Genomic DNA, 16,124 nt, shown 5'->3' on the forward strand with positions numbered 1-16,124 from the left:
GATCGCCGTGGTGCAGATGGAAGCAGGGTCACCAATGGAAGCCGACATGAACGCCCACACCCTGCCGCGCCCAACAACTGAAGTCATCGCCGCTGTGCGCGCGAGGCTCGCCGAACGCCTGGGCGCGCGTGTCACCGTCTCGCAGGCCGTGCTCGACCAGCATAGCCACGGCGAGGGTCTGCCGGCAGTCGGTGTGCCAGACCTCGTGGTCTTTCCCGAGACCAACGAGGAGGTCGCCTTCGTTCTCGCGCTGTGTAACGAACACCGCGTACCGGTCACGCCATTCGGCGCGGGGTCCTCGCTTGAGGGCCAGCTCGCAGCCCTTGCCGGCGGCGTGTCGCTCGACATGACGCGCTTTGACAAGATCCTTGAGGTCACACCGGACTCGCTCGACTGCCGGGTCCAGGCGGGCGTGACGCGCGAAGCGCTGAACGCGCATGTTCGCGACGCCGGCCTGTTCTTTCCGGTCGATCCAGGCGCCAACGCCTCGATCGGCGGCATGGCCGCCACGCGGGCCTCCGGCACCAATGCGGTGCGTTATGGCACGATGCGTGAGAATATTCTCGGCCTCACCGTCGTCACGCCCGATGGTCGCATCGTCCGCACCGGTAGCCGCGCGCGGAAGTCATCTGCCGGCCTTGATCTCACCCATCTCTATGTCGGCAGCGAAGGAACGCTCGGCGTCATCACCGAAATCCAGCTCAGGCTTTACGGGCAGCCGGAGACCACTGTTGCGGCCGTCTGCCAGTTTGCCTCGCTTGAGGGCGCTGTCGCCGCTGTCGTGACGGCGCTGCAGTCCAATCTGAAGATGGCGCGCATTGAACTGCTCGACGAGGTGCAGATGCGCGCCGCAATCCGCTATTCGAAGCTGGATTATGTGGAGACGCCGACGCTCTTTCTCGAGTTCCACGGCACGCCGAACGGAGTGCGCGAAGAAGTGGAGATGATACAAGCGATAACAGCGGATCACGGCGGCGGCGCGTTTCAATTCGCCGAGCGGCCGGAAGACCGGACGCGGTTGTGGAAGGCGCGCCACAATTCCTATCAAGCTGTGATGGCGCTTGAGCCCGGCAAGGCCAATATGGGTACCGATGCCTGCGTGCCGATTTCGGCGCTGCCGGCCTGCCTGCTGGAGACCAAGGCGGACATTGTCGCATCTGGCCTGACGGCGCCGATCGTCGGCCATGTCGGTGATGGCAATTTCCATCTCGGAATCCTGTTCGATCCGAAGGACGCGCAAGAGACTGAGCGCGCCGAGGCGCTCGCCTTTCGCACCGCGCGCCGAGCCATTGCTATGGGAGGCACATGCTCAGGCGAACACGGCGTAGGGCTGCACAAGATCGTGCACATGGAAACGGAGCACGGTGAGGGGGTGGCGCTCATGAAGGCGGTAAAGACGGCGCTGGACCCGAGAGGAATCATGAATCCGGGAAAGATCTACCCGTCGAGCAACTGATTTCCAGTGTGCGCTGTTTGAAGACGAGACGCTCTTTCCGCGCTGGCCTCCAGCAACTACCGCTGTGGATTTTCGTCCACGGCGGTATTTTTGTCGGCGCTTCCGTCAGAAATCAGCAGAGGCGAGGAGGTGCCATTGCGCGACAGATCCAAGCGCAGGAGGTACTGCGAGGACCGTTGGGCTTGGTCCCGCATCGACGATGACCTCATTTGGCGGAACTGCGAAACCTAGTCCGGCCGCTTTCAGCAATGCCTCCTTGAGGGTCCAATAGCGGAGAAACAATCGGGACCGGGATATCTCCGGCGCTTTCCGCAGAGCAGCTTGTTCTTCGGCGGCCAGCACCAGCTCGCTGATGGAATCCAGATGATCTACTTCGCGTAGGAGTTCGACGTCGACCCCGATGGGCATGCGTGCTGCGGCGACGGCAACGGCGCCCCTGGCATGACTGAGGCTGAAGTCGATTTCCTGCGGATCGACGAGAAGGACCGGCTTGCCGTTCGCCGATCGTGCAAACCGCAGCGCATTCGGCGGTCGACCTACTGCATGTCCAAGGATCAGGCGCGCTCCCGCATGGGCGGCCAGATAGCTGCGCCGGTCCTCATGATGCCGGAGTCGCGCCAAGTGGTCCGTCTCCTGCACGTCAAGCAGCGCGGCGCTTTGCTCAAGAGGAAGCGCGGTAGGGCCGGGCGTGGCGCCTTTCTCCGGCGGGGAGACTGCGGCCAGCCAGAACGCGATCTCTGCGGGTGTCGGTCCTTTGACCGGCGTCGGGAGGTTCGGATGGGGCAACCATCGCAGGCGCAACTCATCGTCTTCAGGCGTGACACGCTTGACGGCGATTGCCCAGGCGACCACCGTTGTTGCCTGCAACGCGGTAAGCGATGAGGCGAAACCGTCCTGTCCGGTGCAGACAGCGTTATTCATGCGAGGTTGGCTGACATCGGCCACCGGTTCTCTTGAACTGAGCGACATCCAGCATTGAGCGGTCCCCCTCAATCAATACACGCGCTCTCTTGGCGGGATTGACTGCACCTCGTTTGAGAGCGGCTGTAAATGCACTGGTCTGTAATCGAGCCGCGCGCGGCCATCATCATCGAGCCAGCACAGGCTGTGCTTCAGCCAATTTTCGTCATCGCGTTTGGGGAAATCTTCCCGCGCATGGGCGCCGCGGCTTTCCTTGCGACCGATCGCTGAATGAAGGCTGACGCTGGCCTGCGCAAGCATGTTGTCCAGTTCGAGTGTTTCGGCCAGATCGGTGTTGAAGATCATCGTGTGATCGGTCACGCCAATGTCATCCCGCATCGTGGCGATCACCTCGTTAAGTTTTGTCAAACCGTCGTCCAGCAACGCGCCGGTGCGGAATACGGCGCAGTGGCGCTGCATGGTCTGTTGCATGGCGAGCCTGATGTCGCCGGCGACAGCCTTGCCTTTGGCCCACCTGATGCGATCGAGATGCGCGATGGCACGATCGGTCGCCTCGTCGGACGCCGGTGCGTGGCCCTCTTGCGGACGCAGGGTCTCGATCACGCGATGAGCGGCAGCCCGTCCAAACACGATGATGTCGAGAAGCGAATTGGAGCCGAGGCGGTTCGCTCCATGCACGGAAACGCAAGCCGCTTCCCCGATCGCCATCAGTCCTGGGACGACCGTTTCCGGATCGCCATGGCTAGACGTGACGGCTTCGCCATGCAGATTGGTCGGAACTCCGCCCATGTTGTAATGGACGGTGGGCAGCACCGGAATCGGCTGGCGTGTGACGTCGACGCCCGCGAAGATTTTGGCGGTCTCGCTGATGCCCGGCAGGCGCGTGTGCAGGAGTTCCGGATCGAGGTGCTCCAGGTGTAGTTCGATGTAGTCCTTGCGCGAACCGCAGCCACGCCCTTCGTTAATCTCAATCGTCATGGCGCGGCATACGACGTCGCGCCCCGCAAGATCCTTCGCGCTTGGCGCATAACGCTCCATGAAGCGCTCGCCTTCGGAATTGGTGAGATAGCCGCCTTCGCCGCGCGCCCCTTCCGTGATCAGGCAACCGGAGCCGTAGATGCCGCTCGGGTGAAACTGTGTGAATTCCATGTCCTCGAGCGGCAACCCGGCCCTCAGGGCCATCGCGTTGCCGTCGCCGGTAGAGGTGTGGGCGGCGGTGCAGGAGAAGTAGACGCGGCCGTAACCTCCGGTGGCCAGCACAGTGCGGTGAGCATTGAAGCGGTGGATGGTCCCATCTTCCATGTTCCACGCCAGCAGGCCACGACAGGCGCCGTCATCATCCATCAGCAGGTCCAGCGCGAAATATTCGATGAAAAACTCCGTGCCGTGCGTCAGACACTGCTGATAGAGCGTATGCAGGATGGCATGGCCTGTCCGATCGGCCGCCGCACAGGTGCGCTGGGCCATCTTCTTTCCGTACTCGATGGTCTGGCCACCAAAGGGACGTTGATAGATCCGACCATCTCCGGTGCGCGAGAAGGGCACCCCATAGTGCTCCAGTTCCAGCACCGCGGGCACGGCTTCGCGGCACATGTATTCGACTGCGTCCTGATCACCGAGCCAGTCGGAGCCCTTGACCGTGTCGTACATGTGAAAGCGCCAATCGTCGCCATCACCCATGTTTCCAAGCGATGCGGCCATGCCACCCTGTGCGGCGACGGTGTGGCTGCGCGTCGGAAAAACCTTTGTAACGCAGGCGGTCTTAAGGCCTGACGATGCCATGCCCAGTGCCGCGCGCAATCCGGCGCCTCCTGCACCGACGATCACCACATCATAATTGTGGTCGATGATCTCGTACGCTTTAGCCATCCTGCAGTTCTCCCAAATGTGCGAACTGGTCTTTTCTGAGTTCAGCGGTATCCATCGGATCGGCGAAAGCTTATCGATCTCCGACCGTTCTGGCGACACAACTCAATATGGCGTCGAGCAGGCCAAATTCCATCGGCTTCGCTCTGACCATGCCCATCGCTTCGCGGAGAGATTCCGATATCGTCAAATGAGATGATACGTATCTCATTATTTGAATTTTCAGGATGGAGATCGAGCCTATATCCTCCTGCGACAGATATTCAGCGGATACCGACGTCGTCGCGTGTCGCTGTTCGAAGGACTTGTCTCTTCGCGTTTCGGTCGCAAGTCGGCCAGTCGCATTGCCGGAGGTAAGGATATGAAGCTTCCAACCGTTCTATCGGCTGTCGCCGCGCTGGCCATGGGTCATGGCGCCCAGGCCGCAGCCTTGCCATCGACCTCGGCCACGATCACCTATCATCGCACGCAGGTGGATGGCGTCGGCATCTTCTATCGTGAAGCGGGGCCGAGCGACGCGCCGACGATTGTGCTGTTGCACGGCTTTCCGTCCTCCTCGCGGATGTTCGATACTTTGCTTCCGCTTCTTGCCACGCGCTATCGCCTGATCGCACCTGACTATCCGGGGTTCGGCCAGAGCGAGGCTCCGCCGCCCTCGCGTTTCGCTTACACGTTCGACCATCTCGCTGAGACCACGAACGCCTTGCTCGAGCAGCTCAAGATCAGCCGCTATGTCCTGTACCTGCAGGATTATGGCGGTCCGGTTGGCTACCGCATCATGGTGGCTCATCCTGAGCGGGTGCGCGCGCTTGTGATCCAGAATGCGAACGCCTACAGGGAAGGGCTCGGCGCCAAATGGAGCGGCATTGCGCAATATTGGGCCGATCGTGATGCGCACCCGGAGCAGGTCGACGCTTTCACTTCGCTCGAAGGCGCCAAGGCCCGTCACATCGGCAGCAGCCCCAATCCCGAGCGCTACAATCCCGATACATGGACCGACGAATATGCGTTCCTGTCCCGACCTGGGCAGCGGGAAATCCAGGCGGACCTGCTTTACGACTATCGCACGAACGTGGCCTCTTACCCCGCATGGCAGGCATTTCTGCGCGAGCATAAGCCACCGACGCTCATCGTGTGGGGGCGCTATGATCCATCCTTCATTGCACCGGGCGCGGAGGCGTTCAGGCGCGACCTGCCGGACGCGGAGATTCATCTGTTGGATGCCGGTCACTTCGCGCTAGACGAGAAGGTCGACGATATAGCACGTCTGATGATCGACTTCCTGCCGAAGCAGCCCGAATAGGCTTAACGCCAGCTATACAAGGAGTGAGCGAGTCGACCGTTCATACCCATTACCGAACGGGCCACCCAACGATGTGTCTGTTCTAATTGAAGAAAACATTTAGGTGGGGCATAACCCTCGGCGATTGAAGCGCTGATTGCCCACACTGTTATGACCAGGCCCCGGGTTCCATCCCTCGTCGCATTGAGAGCTTTTGAAGCTGTTGGCCGCACCGGCAGCATGCGTGCCGCTGGCGACGAGTTGGCGGTGAGCCATACGGTCGTGTCGCGTCATATCCAGAACCTGCAGGAAAGCCTCGGCGTCACGCTCGTCCGCGCCCAGGGTCGCGGCGTCATGCTGACCGAACGAGGCTCGTTCCTCTATGAGCAGTTGTCGCAAGCGTTCGACATCATCGCGCGCGCCACGGTTGCGGTACGTCCTCCGTCGCGAACCACGCTTAACATCTGGTGTATTCCCGGCATCGCCAACCGCCGCCTGCTGCAGAGGCTTCCCGAATTGACGGGTCCACCGAACCGATGGGAAGTCAACCTGCAGCCAACCTTGTCGCACCCCGATCTCTCGCGTGGTGAGGCGGATGCCGAGATCGTCTATGCCGATGTGATCACCACGCATCTCGATCTTGCGTCCGAGCCCTTGATCCGGCCGAGGGTCTTCCCGGTGGCCAGCCCGAGCTATCTGGCGCGTCATCCCGCCATCACGAGCCTGACGGACTTGGCGTCGATCGCGTTGATCCACGAGGAATCGACGGAGCAATGGGAGCGCTGGTTTCGGCTGGCCGGATTGGTCGATTTGCCGCAGCTCGGCGGCCAGCGCCTTTGGCATGCCCACCTCGCCATCGAGGCGGCGCGGCTTGGGCAGGGCGTGGCAATCGCAAATGACGTCCTTGTCGAGGACGACCTTCGCACTGGTGCATTGGTCGAGCTGCTCTCCACCTCCGTCTACATGGGAACGTACCAATTGGTCGCTTTGAAGGAGCGATGGCGCGACCCGGCGATTGTTGCACTGCGGAATTGGCTACAAAATGTGCTGGCCAGCGCACTGATCGGCCCGACTGGTGCATGTGAGTCACCATAGCGCGATAATAAAACTGGTTGTTCGTTCGATACCGCCAACTACGGTCCCCTCAACTTGGGGAAGTAAGAATGGCGCTAAACTCCGAACTGATGTCACGCAGGCAGTCTGCGGTGGTCCGTGGTGTTGGTCATGCCACACCGGTTTTCGCTCAGCGGGCACTCAACAGCGAGCTTTGGGACGTCGAGGGACGACGTTACGTCGATTTTGCCGGTGGTATCGCGGTTCTCAACACCGGTCACCGCCATCCGCTGGTGATCAAGGCGGTTCGCGATCAGTTGGATCGCTTTACGCACACCTGTTTCCAGGTCGCTCCGTATGACTCCTATGTTGAGCTGGCGGAGCGTCTCAATGCGCTGGCGCCGATCAGCGGGCCGCTGAAGTCGATACTGCTCACAACCGGTGCCGAGGCCACCGAGAATGCGGTCAAGATCGCTCGTGCGGCAACCGGCCGCACTGGCGTCATCGCGTTCACCGGAGGCTTCCACGGCCGCACCGCTTTTGCGTCGGTGATGACGGGAAAAGTCGTCCCTTACAAGAAGGGCGTTGTTTCCCCGCTGCCCGGCGTGTGGCATGTGCCGTTCCCGATCAGTGGCAGTGAAGTTACTGTCGACGACGCGCTGCGCTATATCGGCTTCATTTTCAAGGCCGATATCGATGCATCGCAGGTGGCGGCGATCATCATCGAGCCTGTGCAAGGCGAAGGCGGCTTCCACCAGGCTCCTCCCGAACTGATGCGTGGGCTGCGCCGCATCTGCGACGAGAATGGGATCGTGCTGATCGCGGACGAGGTTCAGACCGGATTCGGTCGGACTGGCAAAATGTTCGCGATGGAGCATTACGACGTCAAGCCGGACCTTATCTGCGTCGCCAAAAGCCTTGCCGGTGGTTTGCCACTATCGGGCGTGATCGGACGTGCCGCGATCATGGACGCGGCGGAGCCGGGTGGCCTCGGGGGCACGTATGCGGGCCATCCGCTGGCATGCGCGGCGGCGCTTGCGGTCCTCGATGTGTTTGAGCAAGAGAACCTTCTCGCGCGTGCCAATGAGATCGGTGCGCGCTTGCGCGATGCGATCGATCGCTTTGCCCAGGCCAATCATCTGCTGCCGATTTCCCGGGCTCGCGGATTGGGCGCGATGATCGCCTTCGATGTGCTCAAGCAGCGGGGGAGCAACGAGCCGGACGCCGAAGCCACCAGTCAGGTCACCAGGCTTGCGCACCAGAACGGTCTGATCCTGCTGTCCTGCGGCACGACCGCGAACACGATTCGGATTCTGGTCCCGCTCACGGCATCGGACGACATTGTGGACGAGGGGCTTTCGATCCTGGAATCCTGCCTCGTCGCCTGAACCCCACGACCGACGAACATCAATCAGACCAACAACGAGCACTCGGGCGAAATAACCCCTGCGAACAGGAGACGACCTTGGAAACTGAGCTGACCAAGACCAATAGCCTCGCGGAGGAATTGCGGGCTGCCGTCGATCGCAACTTTGACGACCAGGTGGCCTTCCTCGCGCGCCTGGTACAATTCCGCAGTCTCCGCGGTCAGGAGGCCCCGCTCCAGGCCTGGATGGCCGAGCGCCTGGCCGAGCGCGGCTACAAGGTCGATGCCTTCAGTCTCGCCGACGTCGATCTGATGAGCCATCCGAAGGCGGCTCCGATGGACGGGATCGATCTTGCCGGCTCGAGGCAAGTCGTGGCGACTTATGAGGGCGGCGGGAAGGGGCGCAGCCTGATCCTCCAGGGTCATATCGACGTGGTGCCGGAAGGCCCGGCGGATTTCTGGGATTTTCCGCCATTTGACGGCGTGGTGCGCGACGGCTGGATGCACGGCCGCGGCGCTCAGGACATGAAGGCCGGCGTGTCGGCGATGATTTTTGCGCTCGATGCGATCCGGGCCGCGGGCTACGCGCCGCAGGGCCGCATCCACGTGCAGACCGTCACCGAGGAAGAAAGCACCGGCAACGGCGCGCTATCGACGTTGATGCGCGGCTATCGCGCCGACGCGTGCCTCATCCCCGAGCCGATTGGCCAAAAGCTCTTGCGCGCGCAGGTCGGCGCGATCTGGTTCCGCGTGCGGGTGCGAGGCACGCCGGCCCATGTCGCCTACTCCGAGACAGGCACCAGCGCCATTTTGTCGGCCATGCACGTGATCCGTGCGTTCCAGGACTACACCAAGCGGCTCAACGAACAGGCCGTGGATCATCCGTGGTTCAAGACTGTCAAATCGCCGATCAAGTTCAATGTCGGCATCATCAAGGGCGGCGATTGGGCAAGCTCGACGGCGGCCTGGTGCGAGTTCGATTGCCGGCTCGGCCTGCTTCCCGGCACTAGCCCGCAGGAGGCGATGCGTGGCATCGAGAAGTGCCTGGCCGACGCACAGGCCACCGACAGCTTCCTGTCGAGCAATCCGGCCGAACTGATCTGGAGCGGCTTCCAGGCAGATCCGTCGGTCCTGGAGCCCGGAAGCGAAGCCGAGCAGGTGCTCTCCTCGGTGCATCAGGTGGTCTTCAACGAGCCGATGCAGTTGCAGATCGGCACCGCCGTTACCGATACGCGCTACTACAACGTCGACTATGGAATTCCGGCGCTGTGCTACGGCCATTACGGCATCGGGCCGCATGCGTTCAATGAGCGCGTCGATCTCGAAAGCGTCCGCAAGATCACGCTGAGCATCGCGCTCTTCGTCGCCAACTGGTGCGGATTGAAGAAGCTGTGATGGTCGCCGCCGCATCTGCGGCCGGCGCGTCTCGTCCAGAGAGCCATGTCAACAGGAAGGGGGGATATCATGGGAATGAACAGGCGTGAATTCGGCAAGTTGGGACTGGCCGCGGGAATGGCCAGCGTCGCGGGGATCCCGCTCGGCTTGCACCGTGCCGCGGGGCAGACGCGCGGCGGCACGCTCAGCACGATTACCCATCCGGAGCCGGCGATGCTGGTGTCGGCGATCAGTCAGCTCCAGTCGACGCTGACGATCTGCGGCAAGATCTACGAGAGCCTGCTTCGCTACGACTTTGACCTGAAACCGATCCCCGGCCTGGCGCAATCCTGGAGCATCTCTGCCGACGGGTTGACCTATACGTTCAAGCTGTTCCCGAACATCACCTTCCACGACGGCAAGCCGCTGACGGCGGACGACGTCATCTTCTCGATGACCAAGATCCTGCCCGAGACCCACGCGCGGGCCCGGCCGATCTTCACCCGCATTGAAAGCGCGGAAGCTCCCGATCCGCTGACGGTTGTGTTCAAGCTCAAGTCGCCGTTTTCCCCGTTCCTGGGAGCATTCGATTGCACCACGGCGCCGATCCTGCCCAAGCACATCTACGAAGGCACCGACTTCAAGACCAACCCTGCGAATGACAAGGCAATCGGCTGCGGTCCCTTCAAGCTGAAGGAATGGGTGCGGGGATCGCACATCCACCTGGTCAAGCATGACGGCTACTACCGCGCCGGGGAGCCTCACATCGACGAGATCATCTACCGCGTCATTCCGGATGCGGCAGCGCGTTCGGTCGCGCTCGAGCAGGGGACCGTCAAGCTGACGCAGTGGAGCGACATCGAGCAGTACGATGTGGCTCGCCTCACCAAGCTGCCCCATCTCGACATGACGACGAAGGGATATGAGTACTTCGCGCCACATCTGTGGCTCGAGCTGAACAATCGCATCGCGCCGATGAACGACAAGCGCTTCCGTCAGGCGGTGATGTACGCCATAGACCGCAAGGCTCTGCTCCAGCGTGTCTACTTCGGTCTCGGCAAGGTTGCGACCGGTCCGATCTCGTCGAAGACCCGGTTCTACGACAAGAACGTAAAGCAGTACGAATACTCACCGGACAAGGCAAAAGCTCTTCTCGACGAGATGGGATTGAAGCCGGGCGCCGATGGCAAGCGGATCACCGTTCCGTTCCTGGTCACGCCATCGGGCGAGCTCTATCGTCGCGTCGCAGAGTTCTTGCGCCAGTCGCTGCTGCGGGTCGGAATCGACCTGCAGTTTGAAGGCACCGATGTCGCGGGCTGGATCCAGAAGGTCAGCAACGGGGAGTATTCGATGACGACGAATCTCGTCTATCAGCTCGGAGATCCCGCTATCGGCGTATCGCGCACCTACATTTCGTCGAACATCCGCAAGGGCATCATGTTCTCCAACACGGCCGGATATTCAAATCCGGAAGTCGATCGTCTTTTCGAGGAAGCTGCGACCGCTTCGCCGGACGAGAAGCGGCAGGAACTGTACAGCGCGGTGCAGAAGGCTCTGGTCGAGGATGTGCCGATCGTGTGGCTGCTCGAACAGGACTTTCCGACGTTCACCGACAAGAAGCTCAAGAATGTGACCACGACCGCCATCGGCGTTCACGAAACCTTCGGCGCGGTCCGGTTCGAATGAGCGTCGTCGCCATCACCCGGTACGGAGGCCGCTTGTCGGCCTACGTGCTGGGCGCCGCCGCCGGAGCGGTGAAGATCATCGGCGTGATCCTGGTCATCGCGACCTTCAACTTTATTCTCGTTCACGCGGCGCCCGGCGACCCGGCGCAGGTGATCGCAGGACAAAGCGGTGCTGCCGACGAAACATTGCTCCGCCAGATACGATCGGCCTATGGCCTCGATCAGCCGTACCTGGTGCAACTGGCGAGCTCCCTGAAGAAGACGCTGACGCTTGATCTCGGCTATTCCTATCGGCAACAGCGGACCGTGTTGTCGCTGCTGCTCGAGCGGCTGCCCGCGACCTTGCTGCTCACGGGTACGGCGTTCATCCTGTCCCTGGTCTTCGGTACGGCGTTAGGAACGATAGCCGGCACACGTGCGGGAAAATGGTCCGACACGTTCTTTACGATCGTCTCGCTGCTGCTCTATGCCTTGCCGGTGTTTTGGCTTGGCCTGATGCTCGTGCTGTTGTTTTCCGTGCAGCTCAATTGGCTTCCGCCATTCGGCTACGTGACCGTCGGCGTCGAGATGACGGCGTGGCAGCGCATCGCGGACATTGCCTCGCACATGGTCCTGCCGACCTTGTCACTGGCCGCTGTCTATCTCGCGATCTACGCCAGGCTGATGCGTTCCTCGATCATCGAGGTCAAGCAGCAGGATTTCATCAAGACGGCGCGGGCCAAGGGCGTGACCGAGTCCCGGATCGTGATGCACCATCTGCTTCGCAACGCGATCCTGCCCGTTATCACGGTCGCCGGAATGCAGGCCGGCGCGGTGGTTGGCGGCGCGGTTGTTGTCGAGACCGTGTTCGCCTGGCCCGGCCTGGGGCGGCTGATCTATGACGCCGTGCTGCAGCGCGACTATCCGGTCATGCAAGGCATCTTCCTGGTCATGTCGATTGTGGTGATCGGGCTGAACCTGCTCACCGAGGCGGTCTATCGCATGGTGGATCCGCGCATCTCCGTACGAAGTGTGAGGTGAGGCGGCCGTGAAGAACCTGGCATCCTTTCTTCGGCATCCGGCCGGCGTCATCGGACTGGTCATCCTGACCGGAGTCGTTGTGCTGGCCATCGTGGCGCCGACCCTGTTTCCCGTCGATCCCTGGGATATGGTGGCCGCGCCGTTCCAGCCGCCGTTCGACGGCGAGACGTGGCTCGGTTCCGACATGCTCGGCCGCGACGTCGCCGCCTGCATCGCCTATGGCGCGCGGGTCTCGCTTCTCATAGGCGTCTCGTCGACACTTGCCGCGCTCGCGATCGGCGTCACCGTGGGAGCCGTTGCCGGCTATTTCGGCGGCCGCGTCGACGACTTTCTGATGCGCTTCGTCGAGTTGTTCCAGACGATTCCTGGCTTCATTCTTGCCATCCTGCTGGTGGCGACGCTCGGACCTTCTCTGACCAACGTGATCCTCGCGATCGGCGCTGTGAGCTGGCCGCAGCTCGCCCGGCTGACGCGCGCCGAGTTTCTGCGGCTGCGGAGCCGGGAGTTCGTGCAGGCCGCGGTCTGTCAGGGGCAGCCGCCGATGTCGGTGGTGTTGCGCCATATCCTGCCGAACGCGGTGTCGCCGATCATCGTGACCGGCTCGTTGATGATAGCCAGTTCGATCCTGATCGAAAGTGCGCTGAGCTTCATGGGGCTCGGTGACCCCAATCTGATGTCGTGGGGATTCATGATCGGCGCGTCCCGTTCGGTGATGCGTCAAGCGTGGTGGATGAGCGTGTTCCCCGGTGTAGCCATCTTCCTCACCGTGCTGGCGATCAACCTCGTTGGCGAAGGACTGAACGATACCCTGAACCCGAGACTGTCGCGGAAGGCGCGAGGTGCATGACGGACGAACCGCTGCTTGCAATCGAAAATCTGTCCGTTGCTTTGCCAAAGGGCGGCGACCGGCAGTTCGCGGTGGAAAACGTCTCGCTCGCCGTGCGTCGGAACGAGATCGTTTGCTTGGTCGGCGAGTCCGGCTCGGGTAAGTCGATCACCGCGCACGCCGTGCTCAGGCTGTTGCCGCCGGCTCTTCACGTCGCCGGCGGTGCCATCCGTTTCAAGGATACGGACCTCGCGACAGCGGATGAAGGGGCAATGCGGGCGCTGCGGGGCGGCCCGATATCCATGATCTTCCAGGAGCCGCTCAGCGCGCTCAATCCGCTGACGCGTGTCGGTCAGCAGATCGCGGAAGCCATCGTCACGCACGCCGGCGCGAAGCTGTACCGTTCCGAGCTGGACGCGCGGGTCGTCGAACTGATCGCGGCGGTCGGCCTGCCCGATCCTCCGGCGCTCGCCCGCAGCTATCCATTCCAGCTCTCCGGCGGTCAGCGCCAGCGCATCATGATCGCGATCGCGATGGCAAACGAGCCGGCACTGCTGCTCGCCGACGAGCCGACCACCGCACTCGACGTCACCACGCAAAAGCAAATCCTCGGCTTGATCCGGAAGTTGCAGGCCGAGCGGGGAATGGGCGTCCTGTTCATCACGCACGACTTTGGTGTCGTCGCCGACATAGCCGACCGTGTCGTTGTCATGCGCAACGGCTGTGTGGTCGAGCAGGGCACGGTCGATGCGGTGCTTCGCGCCCCCAAGAATGACTACACCAAGGCGCTCATTGCGGCAGTGCCGGGCGGGCGCCCCCCAACGGCGCACAGCCAGGCGCTGGGCAGCGATCCATTGTTGGAAGCCCGCGGTCTCAACAAGGTATTCGCGTCGCGTCAGGGCGCGTTCAGGCCGGTGCGACGGGTATCGGCCGTGCAGGACGTCGCTCTCACGCTGCGGCCGCGCGAGACCGTCGCCGTCGTCGGGGAGTCCGGATCGGGCAAATCGACACTCGCGCGCATGGTCATGCGGCTCATCGAGCCCGACACCGGTTCGATCGATTTCGATGGGGTGGATTTTCTTAAATTGAAAGGCGCGCAGTTGCGCGCGGTGCGCCGCAAGGTGCAGATCGTCTTTCAGGATCCCTTTGCAGCCCTCGATCCACGACAGAAGGTCGGCGAAGCCATCGCGCGCGGACCGATGACCTATGGAACGCCCGCCGTCGAGGCGATTGCGGACGCAAAGCGATTGTTGGCGCGAGTTGGGCTGAAGGAGAGCGCATATGAACGCTATCCTCATGAATTCTCCGGTGGCCAACGCCAACGCATCTGTATCGCGCGCGCCATCGCGTTGAAGCCGCTGGTGCTGGTCGCGGACGAGGCCGTTTCGGCGCTCGACGTTTCCGTGCAACAGCACATTCTGGAGCTCTTGGCCGAGCTGCGCGAAGAAATGAACCTCGCAATGCTGTTCATCACGCATGACCTGCGTGTTGCATCGGAGATCGCCGACAGGATCGTCGTGATGCGGCGCGGCGAAATCGTCGAGCAGGGTGAGACGCAATCGGTATTCGGCGCGCCGCAGCACGCTTACACCCGCGAGCTGCTCGAGGCCATTCCTGGGCGTTCGTTGTTCGGTCGACCTCACGAGCCGTCGGCCAACGTATGTTTCGCCTAGGCGCTCGCGAACGGGAAACACGGGGCGCAATGACATGAAAACTGGTGCGGATCATCTCTGCGACGCGCTGCTCGCGCTTGGCGTCGATACCTGCTTCGCCAATCCGGGCACGTCGGAGATGCACTTTGTCGCCGCGCTCGATCGTCGGCAGGACATGCGCTGCGTGCTTGGGCTGTTCGAGGGCGTCGTCACCGGAGCTGCCGATGGCTATGGCCGGATGACGGGCCGGCCCGCGGCGACCCTGCTGCATCTCGGCCCCGGTCTGGCGAACGGGCTCGCCAACCTGCACAACGCCAGGCGCGCCGGCACGCCGATCATCAATATCGTCGGCGAGCATTCGACCGCGCATCTTCCGCTCGACGCGCCGCTGACGAGCGACATCGAAACGCTCGCCCGGCCGATGTCGGCGTTCGTGCGCCGGATCGGCAGCGCCGCATCGATCGAGCAGGATGTCGCGGATGCCTGGGACGCAAGCTTGGCGAACGGCATCGCGACGCTGATCTTGCCGGCGGATATGGCCTGGTCGGAGCGATCAGCCGGGGCTCCGCTCGCCAGGCGTTCGCCGCCGCCGCGGCGCGAAGTCGATCTGGACAAGTTCAAGGCGGTCGTCGATCGTTTGCGCCGCGGTTGCAAGGCGGCGCTGATGTTGTCTGGGCAGGCTTTGCGCGCCGATGCGCTTGCCGATGCCGAAAGGATTTGCGCCAAGACCGGCGCGCGGCTGTTTGCACAGGGCGTCAACGGGCGCATCGAGCGCGGGCGCGGTCGGGCGCCGATCGAGAAGATATCCTTCGCCTGGGAGCCGGGTCGTGCCGCATTGGCAGGGCTCGATATGATCGTGCTGATCGGCGCCAAGGAGCCGGTCACGTTCTTTGGCTACCCAACCCAGTCGGGTCGCCTCGCACCTGAGGGGTGCAGCGTGGTCGAGCTCGGTGGGCTCGGTCACGATCTGAAGGGAATTCTCGCCCATCTTGCGGAAGCTGTCGGCGCCAAGTCGACGGCAGGTGTGCAGACGAGCGAGCTGCCGCCAGCCGAGATGTCCTTCCAGGCCGACGGTCCTCTGACCGCCGAAATGATCAATCGCGTGGTTGCCGCGAAGCTGCCGAAGAACGCGATCGTGTGCGACGAGGCGATCACGTCCTCCGGCTTCTACGAGCTGTCCTACAACGCGCCCGCGCACGACTATCTCCAGATTACGGGCGGCGCCATCGGCATCGGAGTGCCGATGGCGGCGGGGGCCGCGATCGCCTGTCCGGGAAGGAAGGTCATCTCGCTTCAGGCTGATGGCAGCGGCCTCTACACGCTTCAGGGGCTGTGGACGCAAGCACGCGAGAAGCTCGATATCGTCACCATCGTCTTTGCCAACCGCGGCTATGCAATCCTCCACGGCGAAATGCGCAAGGTTGGCGTCGCCAACCCCGGCCAGAATGCCCGCCGCATGCTCGACATCGAGGATCCCGAGATCGATTGGGTCAAGCTTGCCGGCGGCATGGGCGTAGCTGCGGAACGCGTGACGACCGTTCAGCGTTTCGCTGAAGTGTTCGATGCCGCGCTTCGACAGCGCGGGCCGTTCGTTATCGAGGCATCGTTGCTGTAACTCTTGAG

General features: G+C 62.5%; 12 protein-coding genes. 10 read left to right on the top strand and 2 right to left on the bottom strand.

The window, feature by feature from the left end:
• The first annotated feature begins 46 nt into the window (after positions 1-46).
• Positions 47-1,456: an FAD-binding oxidoreductase gene (locus ACZIRK_RS09780; protein WP_463327278.1), complete on the top strand. Its 1,410-nt coding sequence runs from the start codon at positions 47-49 to the stop codon at positions 1,454-1,456.
• Positions 1,457-1,561: 105 nt separating this feature from the next.
• Here the strand turns inward: ACZIRK_RS09780 and ACZIRK_RS09785 are convergent, their stop codons facing one another.
• Entirely contained in the window at positions 1,562-2,401 is an 840-nt protein-coding gene (locus ACZIRK_RS09785; RefSeq protein ID WP_463327279.1) for a 4'-phosphopantetheinyl transferase family protein, read from the bottom strand.
• Between the two features lie 48 nt (positions 2,402-2,449).
• Positions 2,450-4,246 (bottom strand): succinate dehydrogenase flavoprotein subunit, encoded by a 1,797-nt coding sequence (gene sdhA, locus ACZIRK_RS09790; RefSeq protein ID WP_463327280.1) that lies wholly within the window; start codon positions 4,244-4,246, stop codon positions 2,450-2,452.
• A 358-nt stretch (positions 4,247-4,604) separates the two neighbouring features.
• On the opposite strand from sdhA, the gene ACZIRK_RS09795 reads away from it, so the two are divergent.
• The 9 genes from ACZIRK_RS09795 to ACZIRK_RS09835 all read left to right on the top strand — a co-directional run bounded on the left by ACZIRK_RS09795 (position 4,605) and on the right by ACZIRK_RS09835 (position 16,116).
• Positions 4,605-5,546, top strand: coding sequence for an alpha/beta fold hydrolase (locus tag ACZIRK_RS09795; RefSeq protein WP_463327281.1), 942 nt, complete (start codon positions 4,605-4,607; stop codon positions 5,544-5,546).
• Positions 5,547-5,696: 150 nt separating this feature from the next.
• Positions 5,697-6,620, top strand: coding sequence for a LysR substrate-binding domain-containing protein (locus ACZIRK_RS09800; protein WP_130224168.1), 924 nt, complete (start codon positions 5,697-5,699; stop codon positions 6,618-6,620).
• A 68-nt stretch (positions 6,621-6,688) separates the two neighbouring features.
• Positions 6,689-7,966 (top strand): 4-aminobutyrate--2-oxoglutarate transaminase, encoded by a 1,278-nt coding sequence (gabT, locus tag ACZIRK_RS09805; RefSeq protein ID WP_463327328.1) that lies wholly within the window; start codon positions 6,689-6,691, stop codon positions 7,964-7,966.
• A gap of 77 nt (positions 7,967-8,043) precedes the next feature.
• Positions 8,044-9,339 carry an ArgE/DapE family deacylase gene (locus ACZIRK_RS09810; RefSeq protein ID WP_130224172.1) on the top strand — a complete coding sequence of 432 codons (1,296 nt, stop codon included), beginning with the start codon at positions 8,044-8,046 and terminating at the stop codon, positions 9,337-9,339.
• A gap of 75 nt (positions 9,340-9,414) precedes the next feature.
• Entirely contained in the window at positions 9,415-11,004 is a 1,590-nt protein-coding gene (locus ACZIRK_RS09815; protein WP_463327282.1) for an ABC transporter substrate-binding protein, read from the top strand.
• Positions 11,001-12,023 carry an ABC transporter permease gene (locus tag ACZIRK_RS09820; protein WP_463327283.1) on the top strand — a complete coding sequence of 341 codons (1,023 nt, stop codon included), beginning with the start codon at positions 11,001-11,003 and terminating at the stop codon, positions 12,021-12,023. Before ACZIRK_RS09815 ends, ACZIRK_RS09820 begins: the two co-directional genes overlap by 4 nt.
• A gap of 7 nt (positions 12,024-12,030) precedes the next feature.
• Positions 12,031-12,870, top strand: coding sequence for an ABC transporter permease (locus ACZIRK_RS09825; protein ID WP_028162036.1), 840 nt, complete (start codon positions 12,031-12,033; stop codon positions 12,868-12,870).
• The gene (locus tag ACZIRK_RS09830; protein WP_463327284.1) at positions 12,867-14,522 is read left to right on the top strand and encodes an ABC transporter ATP-binding protein; all 1,656 of its coding nucleotides are present in this window, start codon (positions 12,867-12,869) and stop codon (positions 14,520-14,522) included. Before ACZIRK_RS09825 ends, ACZIRK_RS09830 begins: the two co-directional genes overlap by 4 nt.
• A gap of 34 nt (positions 14,523-14,556) precedes the next feature.
• Positions 14,557-16,116 carry an acetolactate synthase large subunit gene (locus tag ACZIRK_RS09835; protein WP_463327285.1) on the top strand — a complete coding sequence of 520 codons (1,560 nt, stop codon included), beginning with the start codon at positions 14,557-14,559 and terminating at the stop codon, positions 16,114-16,116.
• Positions 16,117-16,124: the final 8 nt, after the last annotated feature.

The organism is Bradyrhizobium sp. Leo114, assembly GCF_055229415.2.

Excerpts from the sequence above, each read along its gene's own strand:
- ACZIRK_RS09780 (WP_463327278.1), top strand. The coding sequence starts at position 47 with ATGAACGCCCACACCCTGCCGCGCCCAACAACTGAAGTCATCGCCGCT.
- sdhA (WP_463327280.1), bottom strand. The coding sequence starts at position 4,246 with ATGGCTAAAGCGTACGAGATCATCGACCACAATTATGATGTGGTGATC.
- ACZIRK_RS09795 (WP_463327281.1), top strand. The coding sequence starts at position 4,605 with ATGAAGCTTCCAACCGTTCTATCGGCTGTCGCCGCGCTGGCCATGGGT.
- ACZIRK_RS09800 (WP_130224168.1), top strand. The coding sequence starts at position 5,697 with ATGACCAGGCCCCGGGTTCCATCCCTCGTCGCATTGAGAGCTTTTGAA.
- gabT (WP_463327328.1), top strand. The coding sequence starts at position 6,689 with ATGGCGCTAAACTCCGAACTGATGTCACGCAGGCAGTCTGCGGTGGTC.
- ACZIRK_RS09815 (WP_463327282.1), top strand. The coding sequence starts at position 9,415 with ATGAACAGGCGTGAATTCGGCAAGTTGGGACTGGCCGCGGGAATGGCC.
- ACZIRK_RS09820 (WP_463327283.1), top strand. The coding sequence starts at position 11,001 with ATGAGCGTCGTCGCCATCACCCGGTACGGAGGCCGCTTGTCGGCCTAC.
- ACZIRK_RS09830 (WP_463327284.1), top strand. The coding sequence starts at position 12,867 with ATGACGGACGAACCGCTGCTTGCAATCGAAAATCTGTCCGTTGCTTTG.
- ACZIRK_RS09835 (WP_463327285.1), top strand. The coding sequence starts at position 14,557 with ATGAAAACTGGTGCGGATCATCTCTGCGACGCGCTGCTCGCGCTTGGC.